Source organism: Alcanivorax sp. DG881 (assembly GCF_000155615.1).
Taxonomy (GTDB): Bacteria; Pseudomonadota; Gammaproteobacteria; order Pseudomonadales; family Alcanivoracaceae; genus Alcanivorax.
This window is the reverse complement of record NZ_DS989915.1, coordinates 2,472,228-2,495,073: the sequence shown is the minus strand read 5'-3', so window position 1 is coordinate 2,495,073 and position 22,846 is coordinate 2,472,228. Positions and strand designations below refer to the sequence as shown.

Below are 22,846 nucleotides of genomic sequence, written 5' to 3'. Positions count from 1 at the left end.
CAACCCGATTGGCCCGATCCGCCCCTGCCTGGCTCGCGCCAAGTTGGTACATTCGTGCAAAATAACAACCTGCCCGTGAGAGACCATGACACAGCACACGCTTCACGCCTTTACCGATGACGCCCTGGGCACCGATGATGCCACCGCCCTGGCAGAACGCCTGCAGCGCGGCGACATCAGCACAACCGACGCCACCGAGGCCGCCATCGCCCGCTTGCAGCGGGTCAATCCCACCCTCAACGGGCTGGTGCTGGACACCTATGCAGAAGCGCGAGAACGGGCAAACAACAAGCATTTTGAGGGCTTTTTTGCCGGCGTTCCCAGCTTGATCAAGGACAATATCGACCTGCGCGGCCTACCCACCGGCCACGGCAGTGCCGCCGTGGGCGGCAAGCCCATGAAGAAAACCAGCGTACTGGCGAAGCAGTATCTGGCTCAGGGTTTTAACTTGCTAGGCAAGACCACCCTGCCCGCCTTCGGCTTTACCGCCTCCACCGAGATGGCTCACGCCCCGGCCACCCGCAACCCCTGGCACCTGAACCACTCCGCCGGCGGCTCCTCCGGCGGCAGCGCCGCACTGGTGGCCGCAGGCGCCGTGCCCATTGCCCACGGCAACGACGGCGGCGGCTCCATTCGCATCCCCGCAGCGGTCTGCGGCCTTGTGGGCCTGAAAAGTACCCGTGGGCGCCTTGTCACCCAGGAAGCCGCCAAAGCCTTGCCGGTCAATATCATCAGCGATGGCGTGCTCACCCGCACCATGCGCGACACCGCCAACTTCTTCGCTGAAGCCGAAAAGTACTATCGCAACAGCAAGCTACCCGCTATCGGGCACGTCACCGGCCCCAGCAAACAGCGGCTACGCATCGGCCTGATGGTGGACTCCATCGCCGGCGACCCCACTTGCCCGCAAACCCGTGCCGCCGTGGAAGCCACCGCCAAACAGCTGTCCGCTCTGGGCCACCATGTGGACGTGGCCCACATCGACCTGCCCCAACGGTTTGTGGACGACTTCCTGCTTTACTGGGCCATGCTCGCGTTCTTCGTCAGTAAATTCGGCCGCGCTCTTTTCCCCCAGGGATTCGATGGCCAGCAACTGGACCCGCTTTCACAGGGCCTGGCCGGCTATTACCGTCAACGCTTCCTGAAAACCCCCGGCATGCTGCGCCAGCTTCGCCAGAGCCAGGCCCGCTACGCAGAAGTATTTAACCAGTACGACGTGGTGCTCACCCCGGTGCTCGCCCACACCACGCCGGAACTGGGCTATCTGGGCGCCGATGTGGACTTCGACACCCAGCTGGAACGCCTGCTGCGCTACACCACCTTCACCCCGGCCAACAACGCCTCCGGCAGCCCGGGCCTGTCCCTGCCGCTGGGCCAGGCCGACAACGGCCTGCCCATCGGCGTCCAGCTCAACGGCCGCCACGGCGAGGAACGCACTTTGCTGGAGCTGGCCTTTGAACTGGAGCAGGTACAGCCGTTCATCCGGCTTGATCAACGCTGATACACAAGCAACCAGACACGCCTTGCACACACACCGGCCAACAGAATAGGGGAAAGGATCATCATGACGCTGTCATCCACATTCAATCGCAACAGCACTGCCGACCAAGTGCTGGAAGGAAAGAACCTGTCAGGGAAAATCGCCATGGTGACCGGCGCCAATGGCGGCATTGGCTATGAAACCGCCCGCTCTCTGGCTGCAGCCGGGGCGCTTGTTATCCTGGCCTGCCGAAATCCAACCCTTGGCGAAGATGCCATTTCCAGCATTCGCCGCGACCACCCCGATGCCCAGGTTGAACTGGTCTCTCTGGACCTTGCTGATCCAGCCAGCATCCAAGCCTGTCTGGAGGATATTGCCCAACGTGAGCACATTCCTCATCTGGACATACTCATCTGCAATGCCGGCTCCATGTCGACCAAATACCTGCTAACCGATCAGGGAATCGAGCGAACCGTGGCCGTCTGCCACCTGGGCCATTTCATGCTGACCAAAGGGTTGCTCGACACCATCCTCAAGGCGCCAGCCCCTCGTATCGTCATGGTCTCCAGCGAATCACACCGGTACCCGTTGCGGCTGAACTTCGACAACCTGCTTGTGGCCAAAAAACAGAACCGCATAACCGCCTTCAATGCCTATGGCCAGGCCAAGCTGTGCAACGCACTGATGTCACTGGAACTCCAGCAGCGCTATGGCAGCCAGGGCCTCACCGCCTGCGCCGTACACCCCGGCGCGCTGGTCACCACCGGATTCGGCCGTGAATCCTGGCTGACCCAGGCACTCTTCACACTGGTCAGCCCCCTCACCAAAACACCGCATCAAGGCGCCGCCACCAGCGTCCTGTGTGCCACCCATGACAATGCTGAAGACATCGCTGGCGGCTATTTTTCCCATTGCCGGGCCGCACGGCCTTCAGCAGAAGCGGGCAATACAGACGTCGCAAAAAAACTGTGGGATTTTTCAGAGCATCATCTGCACAATTATGCCAACGTCTGAAAATATGTAGACGTAGAACCAACCACAACCAGCAAACCGGGTAACCGTGGCGGCAACAGGGAGGAGGCCATCATGAAAAACAGCACCATCAGCGGTGGCGTCGTCCACGCCTTGCCCGACGACTTGCGGCAAACCCTGCAAACCGATCCAGCCATGCTCACCCAGTGGGAGGACATCACCCCACTGGCGCGCAACGAGTGGATCTGCTGGATAGAAGACGCCAAGAAAGCCGACACCCGACGGGGTCGCATTACCCGTGCCCAGGAAAATCTCACCGCCGGCAAACGCCGCCCCTGTTGCTGGCCGGGCTGCCCCCACCGTGAACGCACCGGCAAGGCGTAAAAACCCCCGCTTGTGATCCGCGACCCCTTCCACGTACGGCAGATGACCGCCAAGCGAGCTCATGGGGTGTTGAAGGAGAATGGGGTGCGGTTCAATGATCTCGGCACCTTCCGACGGGCCAACCGGATGCACGAGAAGCCGCAAGCTGCCTGAATAGTGACGATTTACCAACATAAAGCCCGCTGCGTGCGGGCTTTTTTGTTTTCAGAGGAAAGGCTGGTGCTCGACCACGCCTGACTTTACAAGCCCATTATTATCAAGCACTTTGTTTGCATTGTGTCTGGAACACCTGCTCAGGAGTTCAAAGAAAGGCTCCTTTGAACTCCATGCGAGGCATTTAGCATTGTCAGCTATTGCATTGCTCTTGAAGGATTTTTTGATAGGGCGCTAGGGGAAGGTTTCAGAGTTATAAGGAATAGGGTTATACGGAAATTTCTAATTAATAAACTGTTATGCAGAAAGACTATGGTATGAGTGAATTTAGAATCGGAACACTGTGCCCCGAAGATTGGGCGACTTACAAGTTGACCCGACTGGCATCGTTGGCAGATTCTCCTGATTCATTCGGGTCTACGTATGAGCGCGAGGCTTTATTCCCAGATTCTGAATGGCAATCTCGTTTAGAGACAACTGAACGCGCAAAGAATGCTCTGCCCTTGGTCGCGGAATGTGATGGAATTCCAGTCGGCCTCTCATGGGGCTTGATACATGAACCAGAGTCAAATGTAGCCCATGTCTATCAAATGTGGGTGTCGCCGGAGGCAAGAGGAAAAGGTATCGCTAAGTCGTTCCTTGATCGTATTACTGCTTGGGCTGAAGCTAGAGGCTGTGAATCGCTGGCTCTATCTGTCACTACAGTCAACGACGCGGCTGTTAGCTTGTATTGCTCCGCGGGCTTTGTACCGTCGGGAGAGGCTGAAGAACTGAGGAAAGGGGCAGCACTAAGGACACAGCCAATGGTCAGGGTACTCCGCAATGCTGCATAACCAAGCCATTAAGTTCGCGCACTTTGTGCGCCAGACCTCGTTTCACTCGGCCGCTTATGGCGGCGTTAAGGCAATCTATGTATCGACTGTCGAATGATCAAATCCCGAGATGGAAAAAGGAATCTTCCTTTTTTCTGCCGTCGTCAATCGACTCTCAGTGTCCAGAGTGCGGGCGTCTAGTCTCATTCGCGACAGTGAGATGGAGTCCTGCGCCACAGAACACAAGAATAGCGGTAGTTCGATGTCCAGCATGCCAAACACCCGCCATGTTTTTCTTGCTAAATCATAAAGGGGAAGCGGGAATCCTTGCCAGTGAAGAACAGCTTTACATACATGCCAAACCACCGGGAAGAGAGGCTCTCCCTGAAATTGTGGATGGAGAGGGCTTGGATGATCCACTTAAGCGAGCTTATGTCTCAGCGATAAATGTATTCAATACTCAAGAGTGAGGAGCGACCGCTGTACTAACTCGCAGGCTTCTAGAGGGTGCAACCAAATCCTTACTTCCACCGGAATACCAGTCTCTTCCGCTAGCCAAGCAAGTAGCAAAGCTTCCCGAAACGAAGGATCTTTCGGAACCGATACTGAAGATTGCAGATGCTATCCGCAAGGGAGGCAACCTGGGTGCGCATTTCGATTTGGAAGCCGAGCCGACACAGGAGGTCTCTCAATTGATGCTGGATTTGGCAGAGGAATTGATCGAATACTTTTTCGTTCTACCAGCAAGAATCGAAGAGCTACACGAAAAGATTGAGGACTTAAATGGGACAAATCCCTAACCAGGGTAGGTACAGCGACACCCATTACATTGCGCCTTCGTCTCCATTTCATGGGCTCGGATTCTGCAGGCGTTAAAAGGTATTACTGAGGGAGAGGAATGGATACCAATAAAGAAAGTGCGTTTGAAGTTACCATCGACTTTGAACGCGGTAGCGGTGATCCCACTAGAGTTTTTCGGACGATGTCCGATCTCATAAAAGCGTTTGAATTTCTTGATGAGCACCTTCTTAGTTCATTTGATGTAGCCCTGAATACTTCCTTGGTTCTGGACGAAGTTGAGACAGGGTCGCTAAAGGCACGATTCCGTGATTTGATCGCAGGTGTACCTGATGAAGCGCTTAAAGATGGTGAGTGGAAAAAGGTTTTAGGGCATTTCCTTCTTCGCGCAAAGTACGCAATTTTACATTGGCTAAATGATCAAGATGATACCGTAACCAGAGAAAACGTCAGAGATCTCGAAGAAGAGATCGCTAAGATTGCGGAAGATACAAATATTAAACAGCTGCCTGCCTACGGCGCGCCTCGCGCCGATGTCCTCTTGTCAGGCGTCCGCTCCATTCAAGATAGTCTCGGGCACCTTGAGAACAATGATTCTGCCGCCTATGAATACGATGGTCAGAAAATTTCATTTAACCGAGATTTAGAAATATCTGGCGATATTGTACGGGACGTGCTTACGAAAGAAGTGGTAAAGCACTCTTCGAGACAGGTGGTTAAAGTTAAAAAGCCGGATTACCTCGGGAAATCGATGTGGTCTTTCCAGTACGCTGGGCACTCGATCGATGCCAAGATCTCACACACGGGATGGCTCTATGACTTTCAAAAACGCGCCATTGATGTCCGTCCGGGTGACGCACTCCGAGTATTGCTTTACGAAGAAATATCTTATGGTTACGACCAAGAAGTAGTGCATTGCCACTACGATATTGAAAAAGTTTACGAGGTAATACGCCCACCGCATCAGGGACAAATACAATTATAAGAAAAAAAAATTAGTAACGAGGGTCAGATCTTTCCCCGTGTCCCAAGTAGCAAAAGGCAATACTTGACCCCCAACACCCCTATTTCCGGTTCATCTACCGGAAAATGTCCAGGCCAGCACTCGGGCAACCTTGTTCCCCTGCTTCATCTCTATTTCCCGTATATCAACGGCGCCGACTTTCAGCATCAATTTCTTTAACGGCCGGACATTGTCGGCTTTTGAAACCAGGCTGGTAAACCAGCGGCATTGGGAGGAATACACCTGGCTTTCTCTTACCATTTTCTTGAGAAACAACAGCTCGCCGCCCTTGCACCAGAGCTCAGCGCCCTGACCACCAAAATTAAGATTCGGCGCCTTTGTTGTCGCCTTTTCCTCACCGCGATTGCGCGCAAGGTTCGAGGCTTTCATTTGGCTACTTTTCAGTGCCTCATCCTGCGAAGCATGGAAAGGCGGGTTGCATACGCTGACATCGAAACACTCATCCGACTGAATGATGCCTTCAAAAATGTGGTTCTTGTCGTTTTGCGTGCGCAGCGTAAAACGGTCTTTAAGCTCAGGATTGCTGGCGATAATCGCCGCCACATTTGCAAGCGACTGAGCGTTAATGTCACTGCCGACGCATTGCCAGCCGTAAATCCGGCAGGCCAGTAGCGGGTAGATGCCGTTTGCGCCAGTGCCGATATCAAGCAGCTTGATGTCGGGATTTTCAGGCCCAACCAGATCGGCAATGTAATGGATATAGTCCGCCCTGCCTGGAATGGGAGGGCAAAGTGCACCGTCCGGAATATCCCAACCGGCAATGTTGTAGTGTCGGTTTAGCAAGGCGGCGTTGAGCGTCTTGACTGCCAACGGGTTTGAGAAATCGATGGAAAGGTCGCCGTAAGGATTCGGCTTCACATGGGAGGCCAACGCCGGGTAGCTAGTTACCAGAGCAGGAAAATCATAGCCCTGGTTATGCAGGTTTCTCGGGTGCAGGCCTTTGCGAACCGGTTTGGACTGGCTTTTCTTGCTTCGCTGGCGGGTGCTCACAATTACAGGCCTGAGGCGGAGAGTTAACAATTAGAGTAGATGCAAATTAGCCAGTGATTATAGTGTTTTATGTGTCTCGGGCATAATCGACAGTCAGGGAACCTTGGATTCAGATTTTGCCCCCAATGCTTCCGCCTTCCCCAGAGCTTCCATCTTTTGACTGACAACCCCAACGGCATACACTGACAGAGTCACAGCCGTGTCGAAATCAGCCAGGCCCATTCGATCATGACGTCAATCACCCTGAAAAAAGGAGCCATGCTCATGACCTCGGATAAAACTGCGCTGCCGAAAATCACCTCCCAAAAGGAGTGGAAAACCTCTCTACAGGCCCTGCTTGCCAGGGAGAAGACATTAACCCGAATGCAGGATGAACTGGCTGCCGAACGCCGCCGGTTACCGATGGTGCCCGTGGAAGAGAACTACACCTTCACGGGACCGCAAGGAGAGGTAGGGCTGGAGGATCTGTTTGCGGGGCGTCGGCAATTGATTGTCTATTGCGCCATGCTGGAGCCTGGTGCCACTCCCTGCGAGGGGTGTTCCATGGTGATGGACAACATTGGCCATAATCTTGCCCACGTTAACGCCAGGGATACGACGTTCGTGTTCACCTCACCGGCGCCGCAACAGGAGATTCTGGCCCTGCAAAAGCGTATGCACTGGCAAGCGCCCTGGTATACCGATCACCAGCGGCATTTCGCGGATGCGTTCGGCGCCGGCAAGGGGTTTGCGATCAACGTGTTTATCCGCGACGACGACAACCAGGTCTACCGCACCTACTTCAGTAGCAATCGTGGTGGCGAGCTGTTCGATACCCATTTCCGTCTGTTGGATATCACTCCGTACGGTCGCCAGGAACAGTGGGAAGACTCGCCCGCTGGCTGGCCACAAAGCGCACCCTATCGATGGTGGCGCATGCACGATGACTACTAGTCACAAGCACGCTTGAGGGAACCTTGGAGTCAGGTCTTGCCCCGTGCGTACGCATGATCACTTGCACACGGCTCGAGACTTGACCCCAGTGCTTTACTCCATTCCTCCAGATTCTTTCCTGAACGTTCAGGCTCGCCTATATGCCCCATTACAGTAATGTCGGATTACGGCTTCGCCTAATACGACCTACACAAGACGCTCATCGCGCTCTGCTCCCGGTGCTCACGTTTTTCCAATGGCACTGCGAGGCCCAAAGGCGTCACTCCGGTTTTTATTGCCCCGATACTCACTTACATTTTTTCAGGCTACCTTGTCGATTTTCGCCATGCCAGTTCGACTGGTCAGTAACAACACGTCCGTTAATACGATTAAGGAGACCGACATGGCAGAAGCAACGGGGACCGTCACATTACATCGAGTACTGCGGGCACCCACTGATCGGGTGTACAAGGCATTCATTGACAAACAGGCACTGGAATACTGGCTGCCGCCCTACGGCTTCACGGGAACCGTGCATGAAATAGACGCCAGCGTTGGGGGTGGATATCGGATGTCGTTCACCAATTTCAGTACCGGTGAATCACATTCCTTCACGGTGAAATACCTGGAGCTGGAACCCGGCAAGCGCCTGTGCCACACGGACCGTTTTGACAGCGACGAACTGCCCGGGGAAATGCGGGTAACCATTACCCTCGACCAAGCACCCTGCGGCACGGAGCTTCGCATTACCCAGGAAGATATCCCTGCGGTGATTCCGGAAGCCATGTGCTACCTGGGTTGGCAGGAATCACTGGCGCAACTGACCAGACTGGTGGAGCCCGACATCCCTGAGGGGTAATTCTCCTCAGAAAGAACAATCCCGTCACCGGCACCCCATTGCGCAAGCGCGAGGGGCTGGCGTCTTTGTGCATACTGCACGGCTTCAGGCATCCCTTTTCACAAGCATCCAGCCCCTCGCGGGGTTGAAACTCTCGTTATAGCCCTTAGTCTCACGCACCCGGCCCTGCTTTAGCCGGGGCGTGCGCACAGGCAGGCTCCCTGCCTCCGCCCTGTGTGGCGCCTTTTTCTGCCCCGGCCGTGCGGGGATGTGTTACCCACGGAGACAACCAGGAAGCCTCATCGCAAGGCTGTTTCTGATTTCTGCACCAGATTACGGAGGTGATTTGATGTCAGCGCAGAACCTGACTTGCCCGGCCCCGATTTCGGCCGACCCCTACCCCACCCGGCTGCACCAGCACCCGGAACAACCCTGGCGCGAGCGCCGGGAGCACACGGTAAAAGGCCGCCATCTGCCCGGCCCGTTGACTGAACAGCAACTTGATCGCTTTGAGGAAAACGGCTTTCTGTTCGAGCCCGGCTTTCTGCCGGCTGATGAGGTAGCCACGCTGACCAAGGCAATGAGCGAGCTGCTCAACCGGGATGACTACCGAGGCCAGCCTTTCACGATCACCGAGCCGGACAGCCAGGAGATCCGGTCTGTGTTTGCCGTGCACTTTCTGCACCGGGCATTCCAGCACCTGGCCCGCGATCCGCGCCTGACTCAACGTGTAGAGCAGATTCTCGGCGGTGGCCACTATGTGCACCAGTCGCGTATCAACTACAAGCCTGGATTCAAGGGCAAGGGATTCAACTGGCACTCAGATTTTGAAACCTGGCATGCTGAAGACGGCATGCCGGCCATGCATGCGGTAAGCGCCTCCATCATTCTGACGGACAATCACCTGTTCAACGGCCCCCTGATGCTGATCCCCGACTCCCACAAACACTTTATCCCCTGTGTGGGCCCAACACCGGAGGAACATCACAAGCAGTCACTGAAGACCCAACAGATCGGTGTGCCTTCAGAACACACGCTGACGAAAATGATAGACCGCTACGGCATCGAGGCCCCCACCGGCCCGGCGGGCAGCCTGCTGCTATTTGACTGCAACACCCTGCACGGCTCCAACGCCAATATGTCACCGGACCCACGCAGCAATGTGTTCTTTGTTTTTAATCGCCGGGACAACGCCTGTGGTGAACCCTACGCGGCGAACAAACGTCGGCCACGGTTTCTCGGCCATGAACCGGATAGGCTTTGGCAAGCGGAAGATAATTAATTCGCGACAAAACCTTCGGCAACTGAAAACAAAAGGCCGCGTCCACAGTCTATGGCGCGGCCTTTTTGCTTTCGTTATTAACTATTAATTATTCATTATCAATTGCTTTATTTGCTTTCTTTGTGGCGAAAAAACCGCTGAATACTGGAGAAATCTTTCTCTGCGTACCCGTGGTTGCCGTGAGCGGCATAGAGGGACTTCGCCAGATTCCCCATGGGCGTAGCGGACTGGGTACTGAGACCTGCCTGCAGCGCCAGCCCCAGATCCTTGTTCATCAACTTCACCGCAAAGCCGCCTTCATAGTCTTTGGATGACGGTACGTTTTCCATCACACCCGGCCAGGGGTTGTACTTGTCCAGTGACCAGTTGTCGCCGGAGCTGGCTTTCATGATGTCAGAAAGAACGGCGGGGTCCAGGCCGTGGTCGGCGCCCATTTGCAGGGCTTCGGCGGTGCCAATCATGTGGATGGCCAGCAGCATGTTGTTGCAGATTTTTGCCAGTTGGCCGGCACCGTTGTCCCCGGCACGAAACACCTGAGCGCCCATGCATTCCAACACTGGACGGGCACGATCGATGGCATCTTCCGGGCCACCACAGATAAAGGTGAGCGTGCCAGCCTTGGCCCCGCCAACGCCGCCGGAGACCGGCGCATCGATCATTACCCTGCCCTGCTCCTGGGCAATGGCGGCCACGTCACGGGCGGTATCCGCATCGATGGTGGAGCAGTCGATAATCAGGGCGCTTTTATCAATGTGCGACAGCACACCCCCGTCCACCTTATCTTGGCCGCCCAGGTACAGACCACGAACCGCACCCGCTGACGGCAGCATGCTAACAACCACGTCAACGCCGGCGACAGCATCAACCGCACTACTCGCCGCCCTGGCGCCTTCCTGAACGACGGTTTCCAGCAAGGCGGGCATCAGGTCAAACGCCACCACCTCATGGCCGGCCTTGACCAGATTGGCGGCCATGGGCCCACCCATATGACCGACACCGAAGAATCCGATTTTCATAGCGCACTCCTTGTCATTATCGCACCACGCTTCAGGCACCATGGATGCACGCGTGCCAGCATGTTGCTTGTTGCGTCTCTTATAAAAAAGATAAATCTTTCAGCACATTGCGCGCGATGATCACACGCATGATTTCATTGGTGCCTTCCAGAATCTGGTGCACCCGCGCATCGCGTACATAACGCTCCAGCGGATACTCACTGATATAGCCGTAGCCACCATGCAGTTGCAGCGCCTGGTTGCAGACGTTGAAACACAAGTCCGTTGCCAGGCGTTTTGCCATGGCGCACAACATGCTTTTATCGCTGTGATTCTGATCCAGTTTCCAGGCCGCCAGACGGACCATTTGCTGCGCCGCCACTAATTCCGTGGCCATGTCGGCCAGCGTAAATTGCACGGTCTGAAAATCGCCAATGGCCTGCCCAAACTGTTTGCGTTCCTGCACGTATTGCTGCGCCTGATGCAACGCGGCCTGGGCCGCCCCCAGAGAGCAGCTGGCGATATTGATACGCCCGCCATCCAGGCCGGCCATGGCGATACGGAAGCCCTGCCCTTCTTCACCGATCAGGCAGTCCGCAGGAATGCGGGCGTCTTCCAGAATCACCGCCCGGGTAGGCTGGCTTTTCCAGCCCATCTTCATTTCGTTACGGCCATAGCTAATGCCCGGCGTATCCGCCGGCACGGCAAAGCAGGAAATGCCCCCTGCACCAGATCCGCCGGTACGTGCCATCAACACCAACATATCGGTATCGCCCGCGCCGGAAATAAACGCCTTGGCGCCATTCAGCACATAATCATCGCCGTCTTTTTTTGCGGTGGTGCTTAACGATGCGGCATCGGAACCGGCACCCGGTTCGGTAAGGCAATAGGACGCCAGCTTTTCACCGCTCATTAACACGTCGGCCCAACGGGCTCGGGTGGTGTCGTTACCGAAACGGGTGAGCATCCAGGTGGCCATATTGTGGATGGTGATGAAGGCGGTGGTAGAGGTGCAGCCCTGGGAGAGCTGTTCAAAGATCAACGCCGCATCCAGCCGACTCAATCCCATGCCGCCATGTTCTTCATCGCAGTACAGGGAGCAGAAGCCCAACGCCCCGGCTTCGTGAATGGCGTCTTTTGGGAAGAGGCTTTTGGCATCCCATTCTGCGGCGAAAGGCGCCAGCGCTTTTTCAGAAAACTGCCGTGCCGTTTCCCGGAATGCCTGCTGTTCTTCAGTAAAAGAAAAGTCCACGCATTGATCCTTTCAAGACCGTCAATTTTCGCCGTAGGAGCGTCGCTGGCGGCGCGATTTCAGCGTTGGCTATCGCGCCACCAACGCGTTTTTCGCTGCGCCCCCCTTTGGGGCCGCCCTGCGGGCGTTGCTACGCTCCTACGGAAATTCGTCTTTTTGCAGTGCGGCACTCCACCATCCCGTGCAGAATGGTGGAGATGGGCATTCGCCCATTTCCGCGCTGCCGTCATTTCAAATTAATGCTCATATTCGGCCCTGCTGCCGCCGGAATATCCGAATCGAACCAGCGGCTGGTGACGGTCTTGGTTTCCGTATAGAAACGCACACCCTGCTTGCCGTAAGCGTGCTGATCACCGTAGAACGATCCTTTCCAACCGGTGAAGCTGAAGAACGGCAGCGGCACCGGGATCGGCACATTGATTCCCACCTGCCCTACTTCCACTTCGTGCTGGTATTTCCGCGCGGCGGCGCCATTGGCAGTAAAGATGGAAGTACCGTTGCCGTAAGGGCTGTTGTTGACCAGTTCGAGGGCCTCATCCAGCGAGTCCACGCAGACGCAGCACAACACCGGGCCGAAAATTTCTTCCCGATAGATGGACATCTCCGCGGTCACATCGGTAAACAGCGTCGGCCCGACCCAGTTGCCGTCCGGCAATCCTTCCACGGTACAGTCAGACCCATCCAGCAAACAGGTGGCACCTTCCTGCTTGCCCTGCTCGATCATTTTCAACACCCGCTGCTTGGCCGCCGGGCTGATCTGTGGGCCGTACGCGGCCTCCGGGTCGTTCCAGGCGCCGGGGCGAATCTGGGCAAACTGGCTGGCCAGCTCGTCGATCCAGGCTTTGGAATCGCCGACAAACACTGCCACGCTGATGGCCATGCAACGCTGCCCTGCCGCCCCGCAGGACGATCCCACCAGGCTGCTGACCACCTGCTCCTTATTGGCATCGGGCATGATCACCATGTGGTTCTTGGCGCCGGCAAAGCACTGCGCGCGCTTCATATTGTCGGTGGCAGTGCGGTACACGTGCTGCCCCACCGGCACCGAGCCCACGAACGACACCGCCTTGATGTCCGGGTGCGACAGCAGGGTATCCACCTGCTCCTTGCCACCGTGCACCACCTGCAGCAGGCCCGGCGCTGCGCCGGCTTCCTGAAACAGTTCGGCTAGCCGGTTCGGGGTCATCGGGTCTTGCTCGGAAGGCTTGAGCACAAAGGTGTTACCCGCGGCGATGGCCAGCGGGAACATCCACAGGGGAATCATGGCCGGGAAGTTGAACGGGGTGATCCCCGCACACACGCCCAGTGGCTGGGTCCAGGAATGGGTGTCGATGCTGCGGGCCACGTTTTCCACGGTTTCGCCCATCATCAGCGAGGCGATATTGGCGGCCTGCTCCGCCACTTCGATGCCACGCCACACATCCCCTTTGGCGTCCTCGAAGGTCTTGCCGGTTTCCTGGCTGAGGATTTCGGCGATCTCGTCGTGGTGCTCTTTCAGCAGCGCCTGATAGCGCAGCATCAAGCGGGCGCGTTCGGACACCGGCACTTCTTTCCAGGTCTGGAACGCGGCCTTGCCCGCCGCAATGGCCTGCTCCATTTCTCCAGCGGTAGCCGCCGGGGCTTCGCACAGGGTTTCCTGGGTGGCCGGGTTGGTTACCGCAATCCACTGGTCAGTCTGGCTGGCAACAAATTCGCCATTAATCAGCAAGGGTAATTGGTGGGCCATCGGGTTCTCCATCCTTTTTCTGGCTCCGGGCTGGGTGTGCCAGCGTGGAGCGTGTCTGCGTACCCTGTTGTAGCACAGCCTATCTGCCATGCAGATAGCCACTTTTATCGTCAGATGGACTATATTGCTGTTTATGATGAGCGAACAACGCCAAACAGCAGAAACGTCACGCTGGCCGCTGCCCGCCAGCGGGCAGCGTACCGTGATCCCGCCTGCGGTACTGTCCAGTGTCAGCCAGCACCCACTTTGCGCAGGCTGCATGCCCCATGGGGTGGGATTTTATCCCCAGGCTCATGGTCATCGCATGGCACGCCAGCAACCCGCCGATGATCTGCTGATCTACTGTGTGGCCGGGGCCGGGACAGTGACGTACGAGGGCCAGAGCCAACCGGTGGAAGCCGGTGAGCTATTGCTGTTTCCCGCCGGGCTGGCCCATCACTATCAGGCAAACCCCCAGCAGCCCTGGAGTATTTACTGGGTGCATCTGGGCGGGCATGAGGTACAGGCGTATTTCGACGAAATTGCCGGGCAACCACAAAGCGGTATCCGCAAGGTCAATGTGGGGGTGCACTCACGGCTGGCGGAGGATTTTCAGACCCTGATGGCCGCGGCCACCAACACCCAGCCGGAACACCTGATGTATGCGGCCAATCTGCTGCGCAGCCTGCTCGCCTACGCAGCCCTGATGCGCCGCCAGCACCAGGTACGCCATGCCACCCTGGATGTGAATCGGGTAAACAGTTACCTGCAAACGGCCATCGCCCGGCGCCTCAGCCTGGATGCGCTGATCGCCGCCACCAGCGATTTATCCCGCTACCATTTTATCCGTGAATATAAACGCCAGACCGGGCAAACCCCCATGCAGGCATTTCAGCGTATCAAGGTAAGTCATGCCTGCTACCTGCTGGATATCAGCGAGCACAGCGTGGCCGCCATCGCGCTGCAGCTGGGGTACGACGATCCCTATTATTTTTCCCGGCTGTTCAAGAAAGTGATGCGCGTTTCGCCGCAGCAATACCGCCAGGAGAGAGGAAAAAACTGATAAAAAAGGAAACTATTTTTAAATTTTCAGGGCCGACTTTCCCAGCTCATGGTTAACACCTGCGGATTGTTTTCACACTGGAAAACATAGGCACAACCGCTGTTTCCAAACCAGAAGGGCAGGGTGTCGGTGGAATCAATCTGAAAAATAAATTTCATGGGTTTTTTGCAACAGGAACAGGGCGGGTAGTCCACGTCCGTCACCCAGTGAGGCCAGCCAAGAAATTTATCGCCCGCATGCGGGGCAGGGCGGTGGGCCTGGAGCAGGGCGACCATGCCATCCGGCACATACTCATTGATGGCCACCGTTTCCTGACGATCAGGAAAATCCACCATGCACTGCCAGCCGGTCAGCGCCTGCTCGACAAACGCATCCGGTATGCCCACCGGCAGGGCATCAAAACCATCGGCCTGCTGACGGGGAATCATCCGCACCAGGCTGGCATCAGAGAAGGGCAGGTGCGCATGCCCCAGCACTTCACAGTCTTCTTCTCCGTTGGTGCAGTAAAACACCTGCAACACCCCGTCGCCGAACCCCGTGCGGGCATCCACCGGCAGGTCCTGGGAGTCGAGTTGCACAAACAACTGCATGGGCTGATGACAGTGGCCACAGCAGGGCCAGGATTCGTCCGCCTTCAGCAATGGCGAGCCGCCAAACTTGGACCGTGCGCCCGGCACGGCCGGGCCAACTCGGGGACGCCACCCCGGGCGGGACAGAGTGGCCAGCTTGTGTTTGATTTCTTCGGGTAACATGACTCGTCCTCGTACGGTCGTTTCATGTTCACCTTCACGCAACCTTGACGCAATGAACGACCTTCAGTTACCCGCTGCCAGGCTGATTTTTCCGGTTAAGCGGCGTGCAATTATCTGCCCCGCCCGGTTTTCTCCTACCACTGACGCCCGCTTCAGGACGGATTCAGGGTCAAGGTGGCGGTCATTCCCGCCGCCAGCACGGTGCCCTCGGGCAGGCTGTCTGCATCAATCGACACCCGCACCGGCACCCGCTGGGCCAGGCGCACCCAGTTAAAGGTGGGGTTCACGTCTGCCAGCAGGTTGGCGCCGGTGGGGTTATCCCGGTCGGCAATACCGTGGGCAATGCTGTCCACCGTGCCCCGGGCGCGGATACCGCTGAGCAGGCGCACCTGCACCGCATCGCCCACATGCACATTGGGCAGCTTGGTTTCCTCGAAGTAGCCGTACACCCAGAAATCATGGCGATCGATCAATGCCATGTGCGCCTGCCCGGCGTGGGCATAATCGCCCGGATACAGTTCCAGGTTGGTGACGTAACCGTCCACCGGGGCGCGTACTTGGGTGCGCTCCAGGTTCAGCTGCGCCAGCGCCAGGGCCGCATTGGCCTGCTGCAAGCGCGCCAGTAATTGCTGCTGGCTGGCGGTGGCCCGTTGATGGCTGGCCTGGGCTGCCTGTAGCTGGGCCTGGGCCGCATCGGCGTTACTGTGGGCGTTATCGCGCACCTCCCGGGACACCGCTTCAGCGATACGATCCCGGCGCCGGGATTCCGCCTGACGCATGGCAAACTCGGCTCGTGCCTTGGCCGCGCTGGCCTGAGCAGCACGAATATCCGCCCCGGCAGCACGGGCTGCCGCTTCGGCGGCGCGCTGGTCCGCTTCCGCCTGCTGCAGGGCATTCCGGTAACGGCTGCGGTCGATCACGAACAACAGATCGCCCTGCTGCACGGTCTGGTTGTCAGCCACGGCCACCTCGGTGACCAGCCCGGACACATCCGGCGCCACCTGCACCACCCGCGCCCGCACCCGGCCATCCCGGGTCCAGGGGGAATACATGTAGTGCTGCCACAGGGCCCAGGCCAGCAAGGCGGCCAGCGCCACCATAAACAGGGTGACCGAGGCCCGAATCAGGGATTGGGTTGTCATGGTTCTCTCTCCTCCGTCCTTACTTTCCTCACTGCATGGCCAGCAGCCCGAGGCCACCGAAACAGCAGAAAAACACCGCTACCCGGAACAAGGGCGGGTGCCAGACATAGCGGTACAAGCCATAGCGGCCGCCCACCCAGTCCACCGCCCACTGCAGCAACAAGCTAAAGACGAACACCAGCAACAGGCTGGGCACCAAGGCATCCAGCACGGCAATTTCACGGGGCATGGGGCGCCTCCTCCTGATGCGAATGGAAATTGGGCGTCGGCGTCGCCACCAGCACCGAGCCGTTATCCAGCAAGGCCAGACGCAGCAAGTGCAGCTGGCGCAGGGCAGGGCGGTCCGTCACCGTGACCATGGCCGTATCCAGCGCCAGCAATGCACTCTGGTGAGCAACGTCCTGCTTGCCCGCATCACCGCGATAAAGGCGGGCGAAGGCCTCCAGCACCGCAGCAACAGCCGCCTGTTCGGCCAGCGGCAGGGCGATATACCGGCGCCGTAATTCCACCACCGCCCGGCCGGTTTCATGCACCGACAACGCCCAGGGCAACCAGTCACGGGCGCGCGGCCCGGCATGTACCATGATCTGCATGAACAGATCCCGAGTGGCGCTTTCCAGGCGGTGGCGTAACCCGTTCAGCGGCGCCTCGCAGGCACGGGCCACCTGATACCGCAGCTGGCGCAACAACCGATGTCGCAACCAGCCATTGCTGGAGGCATTGCCGAACAGGCTGAAGGCCACAGCTACCGCCAGCACCCCGCCAATCTGGCTGATCGCCTCGTTGGCCACATACACCGGGTCAAACGTCATCGGGCTGTGCAGATTCAGCAGGTAGATAAAACTGAGCACATAACCGGTGCCATAGCCGGCCAGCGTCGGCCGGGTGGTGAGGTACAGCCCGGTGAGCAGAAACGGCACGGTGCCGGCCACCATCAACCCGAAACCGTCCATGTGGGTGAGCACCAGGAACTGACAAAGGAACACCAGCGGCATGCCAGTGGCAAAGCCCAGGGTAATCTGGCGCACCACCGCCGACGGGTTTGGCGCGCTGGCAAACAGGCCGGTGAAGATCGTGGCCAGCATCATGGCACTGCCCCCATGCACCCAGCCGGACAGAATCCAGAAACTGCCCATCACCAGCATGGTTGCCGTGGCCCGCACCCCACTCACCAGCGCGCCCAGGCGGTCATTACCATGCTGAAACACCACCTCTTTCTCCGCCGCCGTGGCCACACCGGGGCGACGCAACACCGCATAGGCCTGCACATAGGCCCGTAATTCCTGCAGACAACGGCCCAGCAGTTCGGCGCCGGTATCGAAATCCAGTAATTCCCGATGCGAGGTCAGCCCCTGACGCTGCTCACGGATCTTGCCGGGCAATACCCGCTCGGTCTGTTGCAACGCCAGCGACAGCCGCGCCGCAGCCTCCGGGCTGGGCTGACAATCCCCTTGCAGCGCAGTGGCGGTAAACACGCACAATTGCCTCAAGCGGTCGCGGGTGTCCCGGTGGTGGGGCGCATGCATGCGGTTCATCAGATGGTGCAGGGTCTGGTAGCTGGTGGAGACCTCCATGAAATGCTGGTTGAGCTGGCGCAGACGCGGGCTGTGCGCCCGCACCCCGGCATCCTCGAACACCACGGAGCTGCGCAAGTTTTCCACCTGAATGGTCTCGCCAACAAACCGCATGTGAGCCTCTTCCAGCGCCTCACGGGCCAGCACGCCGCCCAGGCTGCCGCGCACAAACGCCAGAAAACCGCTGTATTGATCGGCCAATTGCTGGCGCAGGGCCATGCGCAACCGCTGGGGAAACAGCACATCCCCCACCAACCCGGCCACCAGAATGCCCAGCATCACTTCACTGACCCGCATCACCGCCGAATCAAACAGCCCCAGCGGATGCTGCACCACCGGCAGCACCACGATGGCCACGGTATAGCCAGACAGCACAAAACCGTAGGACATGAAGTTGCGATACAGGGACGCCCCGGCGGCGCACAGACCAATCCACAGGGCCATGCCCACCAGCAACAGTTCACGCTGCTGCGGGAACAGGCCCACCAGCGCGATAGCCACGCCACAGCCCACCAGGGTGCCCATGGCCCGGTAGAAACTTTTCGCCAGCACCATGCCACTGGCCGGGTGCATCACCAGCGCCACCGTCATCATGGTGGTGGCCGGTTGCTGCAGGTCCATGCGCATGGCCAGCCAGCCACCGATAAAAATGGCCAGCAGCGCCTTGCCCACGTAGAGCCAGTCCAGTGCGGTTTCGCGTAACTGGTCCATCAGCCATGGTCGGGGCGAGGCGGTCTCCTGCCTGGCATTCATGCTGGCGCGCTCACAGCTCGCGCTCGATCTGCTCGGCCACCCCCAGCAACCGCTTTAACAGGTTTTCCAGCTGGGCGGTTTCCCGGGCATCGAAGGCGGCACCGTACTGATTCAGCAAGGAAGACATGGATGGCAGAAACTGCTCCACCAGCGCCTCCCCTTCCGGGGTCAGGGACACCAGTACGCGGCGCCGGTCCTGGGGATCGGCAAAGCGGGCCATCCAGCCCCGGTCGTAGAGAATATTGCACACCCGGGTCACGTTGGCCGACTTCTCTGCCGCCGCATCACGCAGCTGGGTGACGGTCATGCCCTCCTGCTGACAGCCATACAGCATCATCAGCACGTTGTAGTCCGTGTGATTGAGCCCGTACTGGCGCAGCACCAGGTTAGCGGTGTCATGGACGTGCTGGGAGATGGCTTTTACCAGCCGCACCAGCATGGCCGGTTCCCGGGGGTAGCCGGGAAAGCGCTGGTGGGTCAGGTTGATGCGGTTTTCGGTGGCGTCGAAGCGGCTCACACAGCCCTCCTGAATCTTTATGAACATGATTCATAAAGTATACAACCGAATAGTACATAAATGAACTATTCGGTTGTCACCAAGTTATCGCCGCTTGGCGATTACCCCTATGCCACTGATATTAATAGCTTAATCTGAAGGCGCTTCGCCGGATTCCTGAAAAGGCCGTAGCTGCCACTGGGCGAACGCCTGCTGGGCCAGCTCCAGTTGCTCGATCAACCGCTGGCGTTTGCTGGGATCAAAACGGCGGCTGGCCAGGGCCTGCAGGCTTTTTTGCAGGCCATTGCGATGGCTGCGCTCCATCTGTGCCAGCCAGTGGTCCTGCGCCCCGGTAACCACCAGCACATCGCGGCCGGCGTGGTTGCGCTGGCTGACCTGATACCAATGCACCAGGGCCCGGCCCAGCACCACATAGGCAAACTGCGGGTCCCGCAGGGGGCCGTAGACCGCCTCGCGAAAGCCGCCACTGAGCGGGCCGAATTTCAGTTTGGTGAGCTTGTCGCTGTAGTAGTAGCTGCCGGCAGCGCCCAGCAGCCCGCCAATCAACGCCCCAGCACCCAACGAATGCCCCAGCGCCACCGCATCAATGCCGGCACCGCCCACGGCGCCAGCGCCGAAACCGGCGGCGGCCAGCTGGGTCTTGCTGATGCCCCATAGCTGACGGGTACGCTCACTGAACAGGTCACCGCCTTCCGGGGTCACCAGCACCTCTTCCTGACGCTGCAGGCGGCGATGCTGGTACAGGTCTTCCACCGCCACCCGCAACCGCTGTTCGCGCTCACGCTGCCAGCTCTGCCAGCGTTGTTGCAGCTTGGGCAACAGGGGGCTGGCGTCTTCGAACTCACTCAGCCGTGCAGTTTCCTGATGGCCGAGCATGTCGATCAGGGCATCGGCGATGCGCTCCAGGGCCTGACTGTCGCGGCCGAACTTGAGGGCCTGCAGGTACTCCAGCGCGGCATCCAGCGGTTCGCGCCAGTGGGGCGCCAGCTGGCCAAAACTGCGTAACAGGTCCAGGTGTTTTTCAAACGGGGCGCGCACCGCATCGAAGCGCCGCACGATCTGGAAATACTGGCCCAGCGCGGCCTCCCAGGCGGCGCTGTGATCATCCGGGCCGATCTGGTTGATCAGCGCCAGGCTGGGCCGGCCGGTCCAGCGCAGGATGTTCATTTCCGCTTCGTGTTCGCGGTTATAGGGCACCGAGCCATCCACCACATAGATGATCCCGGCGCCCTCCACGATGGGCCGCAACAATTCACATTCGTCGTGGTAACGCGGGTCATCACGGTGCTGGGTCACGAAAGCGGCCACTGTCTCCGGCCGGTCCGAGGCGGACAGGCTGTGGCCCTGTAACCAGGCCAGCACTTTGCGCGGGCGTTGAAAGCCGGGGGTGTCGATCAGCTCATAGAGCGTCACCTCATCCACTTTCATCGGGTAACGGTGGCTGTCGCGGGTGGTGCCGGGCTCCATGGCGATGGCGATGCTGTCGTTCTGGGCGAGCGTCGCCACCACGCTGGACTTGCCCTTGTTGGGATGGCCCACCACGGCAAAGCGCGGCAGATCCACGGAAGGCGCGGGAGTGGGGCTGTCTGGTTCGTGCATCAGGCTTCCTGCTCCTTCTCTGCCGCAACCGGGGCACACAGCAATAACTGGCTGTCGCGCTGGCGGTCCACAAAGCGTTGCCACTGGGCGAGCAATCCCGCGTCGGCCAACGCCTCGCCACCTTCATCAGCCAATGGCACCAGCGCCAGCAACGCCGTCACGCCCTGTTCTCGGGCATCAAAAATAAAATCGCTCAGCTCACCGGTGGGCGGTTCCCAGCCCCGGGCCACCACAATCACCGGCTGCCCGGATTCCGCCGCCTGTGCCAACACCCGGGCATCCTCATCCAGACTGCTATTGCCACCAGCACGCAACTGCAACGGCGCCGGGTCCACCGACAGGGCGGCGCCGAGTGATGCAGACTGCAGGCCCGCGCCGGCCCAGTGAATCAGGGTGGTGCTGGCAGGGAGTGGCGACAGGGCGGTGTGGGCCGGGGCCGGGGCTGCCTGCCCCTCATCGTCGCCTCGGGTGTCCACCCAGGGCGTATCGAAGCGGTAATGGAGCGGCTGCCAGCCCGGGTGGGCGCGCAGGGCACGGTGGCTTTGCCAGCGTAATTGCAGCGCCGCCAGCATCAGCAACACACAGCGGGGCAGCAGCACATACACCAGCCACAGCATCAACACGAACGGCCACCAGGTCCCCAGCAGGGCCGGGTTGGCCACGCCACTGTCCTGCTGTAGCCGGTAAAACTGGGAGGCCTCCACCAACGCCAGCGACGGTACCGCGTCCGGCCACAGGGACTGCCAGGGCAGCGCCAGCGCACTGATCCACTGGTGATAACCCACGGCGGACGCCTGCAAGGTAGTGCTCCAGCCAAAGGCCAGATCCTGCACCGCCACCAGCAACAGCAAGGTCAGCAACCCGGTGAGGGCAAACATCAAACCGCCGGTGTGCGCCACCCGGGCGGATAGCACCGGGCGCAACGATGCCAACGCATCGTCATTTCCACGCCAACGGCCCAGCAGGGTGCGCCAGGGCTGCCAGCCCAGCCAGGCCTGCACGCTGGTGAACAATGCCAGCAGCCCTTGCAGACCCACCAGCGCCACCAGCAAGGTCACGTTGATCTGCTGGCCACCATCGTAATAAAGCAGGCCCAGCATGAAGACCACGCCCAGCACGGCTCCCAGACCAGCAAACACCCAGCGCGCCTGACGCCAGCCACGCAGGCGCGGATCGCTGCCGCTGTCCACCTGACGCTGGCCATTGAGCGCATGCAGGGACGCCAGCCAGGCGGGCACCGTGAGCGGCTGCCGCTGTTCCTGTTGCTGCTGGGCAAAACGCCGATCACGGCGATGCAGGAACGCGTGGTTCTGATCCACATCGCGGCGATACTGGTCGTCAAAATCCAGCAGCAGGGTTAACGCGTTCGCCAAAGCGGCCTCGGGTCAGGGCAGATCAATAACGGGACGGCGCGGCGGGAGCCGCTTCATCCGCAGGTGCTGCCGGCGTCTCGGGCACCGGGCCCGGCATATTCGGGTCGTTCTTTTCCGAGGTATATTTCACGTCATCGGTGGCGCAGGCCCCACAGGCGTTGGAGAACTCACCCAGAATGCCGCCCTGCTGGTCGTAACCAAACACCGGACGGTAATCCATGGTGCACACATCGGGCGGATCATCCGGGCAGGTGAGCGTGTCGTTCGGCAGGCCCATGGGGTAATCGTTGTCGTACGAGGAACTACAGCCCGCCAATACCAGGGCCAGACCCGTTGCAGCCAGAACGGCAGCTTTCATATTGCTCTCCTTGTCGCGTGTGTCGGCGCGTGTGCCGCGTGCATCAGCGCACGCGTGAATGCGCATTACACAGGATATCTCTGAGACCCAAGCATAGATAAAGTTCGCTACGAACGCA

At 59.0% G+C, this 22,846-nt stretch carries 21 protein-coding genes and 1 pseudogene; 10 read left to right on the top strand and 12 right to left on the bottom strand.

Annotation, left to right across the window (positions count from 1 at the left end; all coding sequences use genetic code 11):
* The first annotated feature begins 85 nt into the window (after positions 1 to 85).
* The 6 genes and pseudogenes from ADG881_RS11320 to ADG881_RS11305 all read left to right on the top strand — a co-directional run bounded on the left by ADG881_RS11320 (position 86) and on the right by ADG881_RS11305 (position 5,584).
* On the top strand, positions 86 to 1,501 hold the full coding sequence (locus ADG881_RS11320; protein WP_007150656.1) for an amidase: 1,416 nt from the start codon (positions 86 to 88) through the stop codon (positions 1,499 to 1,501).
* A gap of 63 nt (positions 1,502 to 1,564) precedes the next feature.
* Entirely contained in the window at positions 1,565 to 2,494 is a 930-nt protein-coding gene (locus tag ADG881_RS11315) for an SDR family oxidoreductase (RefSeq protein ID WP_007151240.1), read from the top strand.
* A gap of 72 nt (positions 2,495 to 2,566) precedes the next feature.
* Positions 2,567 to 2,836 carry a YdeI/OmpD-associated family protein gene (locus ADG881_RS11310; protein WP_007149738.1) on the top strand — a complete coding sequence of 90 codons (270 nt, stop codon included), beginning with the start codon at positions 2,567 to 2,569 and terminating at the stop codon, positions 2,834 to 2,836.
* Positions 2,837 to 3,288: 452 nt separating this feature from the next.
* Positions 3,289 to 3,822 carry a GNAT family N-acetyltransferase gene (locus tag ADG881_RS17890; RefSeq protein WP_083787480.1) on the top strand — a complete coding sequence of 178 codons (534 nt, stop codon included), beginning with the start codon at positions 3,289 to 3,291 and terminating at the stop codon, positions 3,820 to 3,822.
* Positions 3,823 to 4,286: 464 nt separating this feature from the next.
* Positions 4,287 to 4,601, top strand: a pseudogene (locus ADG881_RS17885) (DUF4145 domain-containing protein); the annotation flags it as partial.
* Positions 4,602 to 4,699: 98 nt separating this feature from the next.
* The gene (locus ADG881_RS11305; RefSeq protein WP_039926652.1) at positions 4,700 to 5,584 is read left to right on the top strand and encodes a hypothetical protein; all 885 of its coding nucleotides are present in this window, start codon (positions 4,700 to 4,702) and stop codon (positions 5,582 to 5,584) included.
* 90 nt (positions 5,585 to 5,674) lie between these two features.
* Here ADG881_RS11305 and rlmF read toward each other — a convergent pair whose 3' ends face one another.
* Positions 5,675 to 6,613: a 23S rRNA (adenine(1618)-N(6))-methyltransferase RlmF gene (gene rlmF, locus ADG881_RS11300; protein ID WP_007150898.1), complete on the bottom strand. Its 939-nt coding sequence runs from the start codon at positions 6,611 to 6,613 to the stop codon at positions 5,675 to 5,677.
* Positions 6,614 to 6,877: 264 nt separating this feature from the next.
* On the opposite strand from rlmF, the gene ADG881_RS11295 reads away from it, so the two are divergent.
* From ADG881_RS11295 to thpD, 3 genes are all read left to right on the top strand, one after another.
* Positions 6,878 to 7,546 (top strand): DUF899 domain-containing protein, encoded by a 669-nt coding sequence (locus tag ADG881_RS11295; RefSeq protein ID WP_039926650.1) that lies wholly within the window; start codon positions 6,878 to 6,880, stop codon positions 7,544 to 7,546.
* Between the two features lie 382 nt (positions 7,547 to 7,928).
* A complete protein-coding gene (locus ADG881_RS11290; protein WP_039926649.1) occupies positions 7,929 to 8,384 on the top strand; it encodes an SRPBCC family protein in 456 nt (151 codons plus the stop codon).
* A gap of 328 nt (positions 8,385 to 8,712) precedes the next feature.
* Positions 8,713 to 9,645 (top strand): ectoine hydroxylase, encoded by a 933-nt coding sequence (gene thpD / locus ADG881_RS11285; protein WP_007151254.1) that lies wholly within the window; start codon positions 8,713 to 8,715, stop codon positions 9,643 to 9,645.
* A 107-nt stretch (positions 9,646 to 9,752) separates the two neighbouring features.
* Here the strand turns inward: thpD and mmsB are convergent, their stop codons facing one another.
* The 3 genes from mmsB to ADG881_RS11270 form a co-directional block, all read right to left on the bottom strand.
* Positions 9,753 to 10,661 (bottom strand): 3-hydroxyisobutyrate dehydrogenase, encoded by a 909-nt coding sequence (gene mmsB, locus ADG881_RS11280; protein ID WP_007150911.1) that lies wholly within the window; start codon positions 10,659 to 10,661, stop codon positions 9,753 to 9,755.
* 79 nt (positions 10,662 to 10,740) lie between these two features.
* Positions 10,741 to 11,892, bottom strand: a complete 1,152-nt coding sequence (locus ADG881_RS11275; protein ID WP_007151036.1) for an acyl-CoA dehydrogenase family protein — start codon at positions 11,890 to 11,892, stop codon at positions 10,741 to 10,743.
* Between the two features lie 226 nt (positions 11,893 to 12,118).
* Positions 12,119 to 13,618, bottom strand: a complete 1,500-nt coding sequence (locus ADG881_RS11270; protein ID WP_039926647.1) for a CoA-acylating methylmalonate-semialdehyde dehydrogenase — start codon at positions 13,616 to 13,618, stop codon at positions 12,119 to 12,121.
* A gap of 133 nt (positions 13,619 to 13,751) precedes the next feature.
* Here ADG881_RS11270 and ADG881_RS11265 point away from each other — a divergent pair, with 133 nt between their 5' ends.
* Entirely contained in the window at positions 13,752 to 14,660 is a 909-nt protein-coding gene (locus tag ADG881_RS11265; protein WP_007150073.1) for an AraC family transcriptional regulator, read from the top strand.
* A 26-nt stretch (positions 14,661 to 14,686) separates the two neighbouring features.
* On the opposite strand, the gene ADG881_RS11260 is transcribed toward ADG881_RS11265, so the two are convergent.
* The 8 genes from ADG881_RS11260 to ADG881_RS11225 form a co-directional block, all read right to left on the bottom strand.
* The gene (locus ADG881_RS11260; RefSeq protein ID WP_007151297.1) at positions 14,687 to 15,412 is read right to left on the bottom strand and encodes a DUF1963 domain-containing protein; all 726 of its coding nucleotides are present in this window, start codon (positions 15,410 to 15,412) and stop codon (positions 14,687 to 14,689) included.
* Between the two features lie 152 nt (positions 15,413 to 15,564).
* Entirely contained in the window at positions 15,565 to 16,554 is a 990-nt protein-coding gene (locus ADG881_RS11255; RefSeq protein ID WP_007148400.1) for an HlyD family secretion protein, read from the bottom strand.
* A gap of 28 nt (positions 16,555 to 16,582) precedes the next feature.
* A complete protein-coding gene (locus ADG881_RS11250) occupies positions 16,583 to 16,783 on the bottom strand; it encodes a DUF1656 domain-containing protein (RefSeq protein ID WP_007148706.1) in 201 nt (66 codons plus the stop codon).
* Positions 16,773 to 18,881 carry an FUSC family protein gene (locus ADG881_RS11245; protein ID WP_039926646.1) on the bottom strand — a complete coding sequence of 703 codons (2,109 nt, stop codon included), beginning with the start codon at positions 18,879 to 18,881 and terminating at the stop codon, positions 16,773 to 16,775. The genes ADG881_RS11250 and ADG881_RS11245 overlap by 11 nt, the downstream gene beginning before the upstream one ends.
* Before the next feature lie 10 nt (positions 18,882 to 18,891).
* The gene (locus ADG881_RS11240; RefSeq protein WP_039926645.1) at positions 18,892 to 19,398 is read right to left on the bottom strand and encodes a MarR family winged helix-turn-helix transcriptional regulator; all 507 of its coding nucleotides are present in this window, start codon (positions 19,396 to 19,398) and stop codon (positions 18,892 to 18,894) included.
* Between the two features lie 129 nt (positions 19,399 to 19,527).
* A complete protein-coding gene (locus ADG881_RS11235; RefSeq protein ID WP_007151316.1) occupies positions 19,528 to 20,997 on the bottom strand; it encodes a GTPase/DUF3482 domain-containing protein in 1,470 nt (489 codons plus the stop codon).
* A complete protein-coding gene (locus tag ADG881_RS11230) occupies positions 20,997 to 22,370 on the bottom strand; it encodes a DUF2868 domain-containing protein (protein WP_007149702.1) in 1,374 nt (457 codons plus the stop codon). The genes ADG881_RS11235 and ADG881_RS11230 overlap by 1 nt, the downstream gene beginning before the upstream one ends.
* A gap of 22 nt (positions 22,371 to 22,392) precedes the next feature.
* Complete coding sequence (locus ADG881_RS11225) at positions 22,393 to 22,728, bottom strand: hypothetical protein (protein WP_007149621.1); 336 nt, start codon at positions 22,726 to 22,728, stop codon at positions 22,393 to 22,395.
* Positions 22,729 to 22,846 lie beyond the last annotated feature (118 nt).

Excerpts from the sequence above, each read along its gene's own strand:
- ADG881_RS11320 (WP_007150656.1), top strand. The coding sequence starts at position 86 with ATGACACAGCACACGCTTCACGCCTTTACCGATGACGCCCTGGGCACC.
- ADG881_RS11315 (WP_007151240.1), top strand. The coding sequence starts at position 1,565 with ATGACGCTGTCATCCACATTCAATCGCAACAGCACTGCCGACCAAGTG.
- ADG881_RS11310 (WP_007149738.1), top strand. The coding sequence starts at position 2,567 with ATGAAAAACAGCACCATCAGCGGTGGCGTCGTCCACGCCTTGCCCGAC.
- ADG881_RS17890 (WP_083787480.1), top strand. The coding sequence starts at position 3,289 with ATGCAGAAAGACTATGGTATGAGTGAATTTAGAATCGGAACACTGTGC.
- ADG881_RS11305 (WP_039926652.1), top strand. The coding sequence starts at position 4,700 with ATGGATACCAATAAAGAAAGTGCGTTTGAAGTTACCATCGACTTTGAA.
- ADG881_RS11295 (WP_039926650.1), top strand. The coding sequence starts at position 6,878 with ATGACCTCGGATAAAACTGCGCTGCCGAAAATCACCTCCCAAAAGGAG.
- ADG881_RS11290 (WP_039926649.1), top strand. The coding sequence starts at position 7,929 with ATGGCAGAAGCAACGGGGACCGTCACATTACATCGAGTACTGCGGGCA.
- thpD (WP_007151254.1), top strand. The coding sequence starts at position 8,713 with ATGTCAGCGCAGAACCTGACTTGCCCGGCCCCGATTTCGGCCGACCCC.
- mmsB (WP_007150911.1), bottom strand. The coding sequence starts at position 10,661 with ATGAAAATCGGATTCTTCGGTGTCGGTCATATGGGTGGGCCCATGGCC.
- ADG881_RS11270 (WP_039926647.1), bottom strand. The coding sequence starts at position 13,618 with ATGGCCCACCAATTACCCTTGCTGATTAATGGCGAATTTGTTGCCAGC.
- ADG881_RS11265 (WP_007150073.1), top strand. The coding sequence starts at position 13,752 with ATGATGAGCGAACAACGCCAAACAGCAGAAACGTCACGCTGGCCGCTG.
- ADG881_RS11260 (WP_007151297.1), bottom strand. The coding sequence starts at position 15,412 with ATGTTACCCGAAGAAATCAAACACAAGCTGGCCACTCTGTCCCGCCCG.
- ADG881_RS11255 (WP_007148400.1), bottom strand. The coding sequence starts at position 16,554 with ATGACAACCCAATCCCTGATTCGGGCCTCGGTCACCCTGTTTATGGTG.
- ADG881_RS11250 (WP_007148706.1), bottom strand. The coding sequence starts at position 16,783 with ATGCCCCGTGAAATTGCCGTGCTGGATGCCTTGGTGCCCAGCCTGTTG.
- ADG881_RS11245 (WP_039926646.1), bottom strand. The coding sequence starts at position 18,881 with ATGAATGCCAGGCAGGAGACCGCCTCGCCCCGACCATGGCTGATGGAC.
- ADG881_RS11235 (WP_007151316.1), bottom strand. The coding sequence starts at position 20,997 with ATGCACGAACCAGACAGCCCCACTCCCGCGCCTTCCGTGGATCTGCCG.
- ADG881_RS11225 (WP_007149621.1), bottom strand. The coding sequence starts at position 22,728 with ATGAAAGCTGCCGTTCTGGCTGCAACGGGTCTGGCCCTGGTATTGGCG.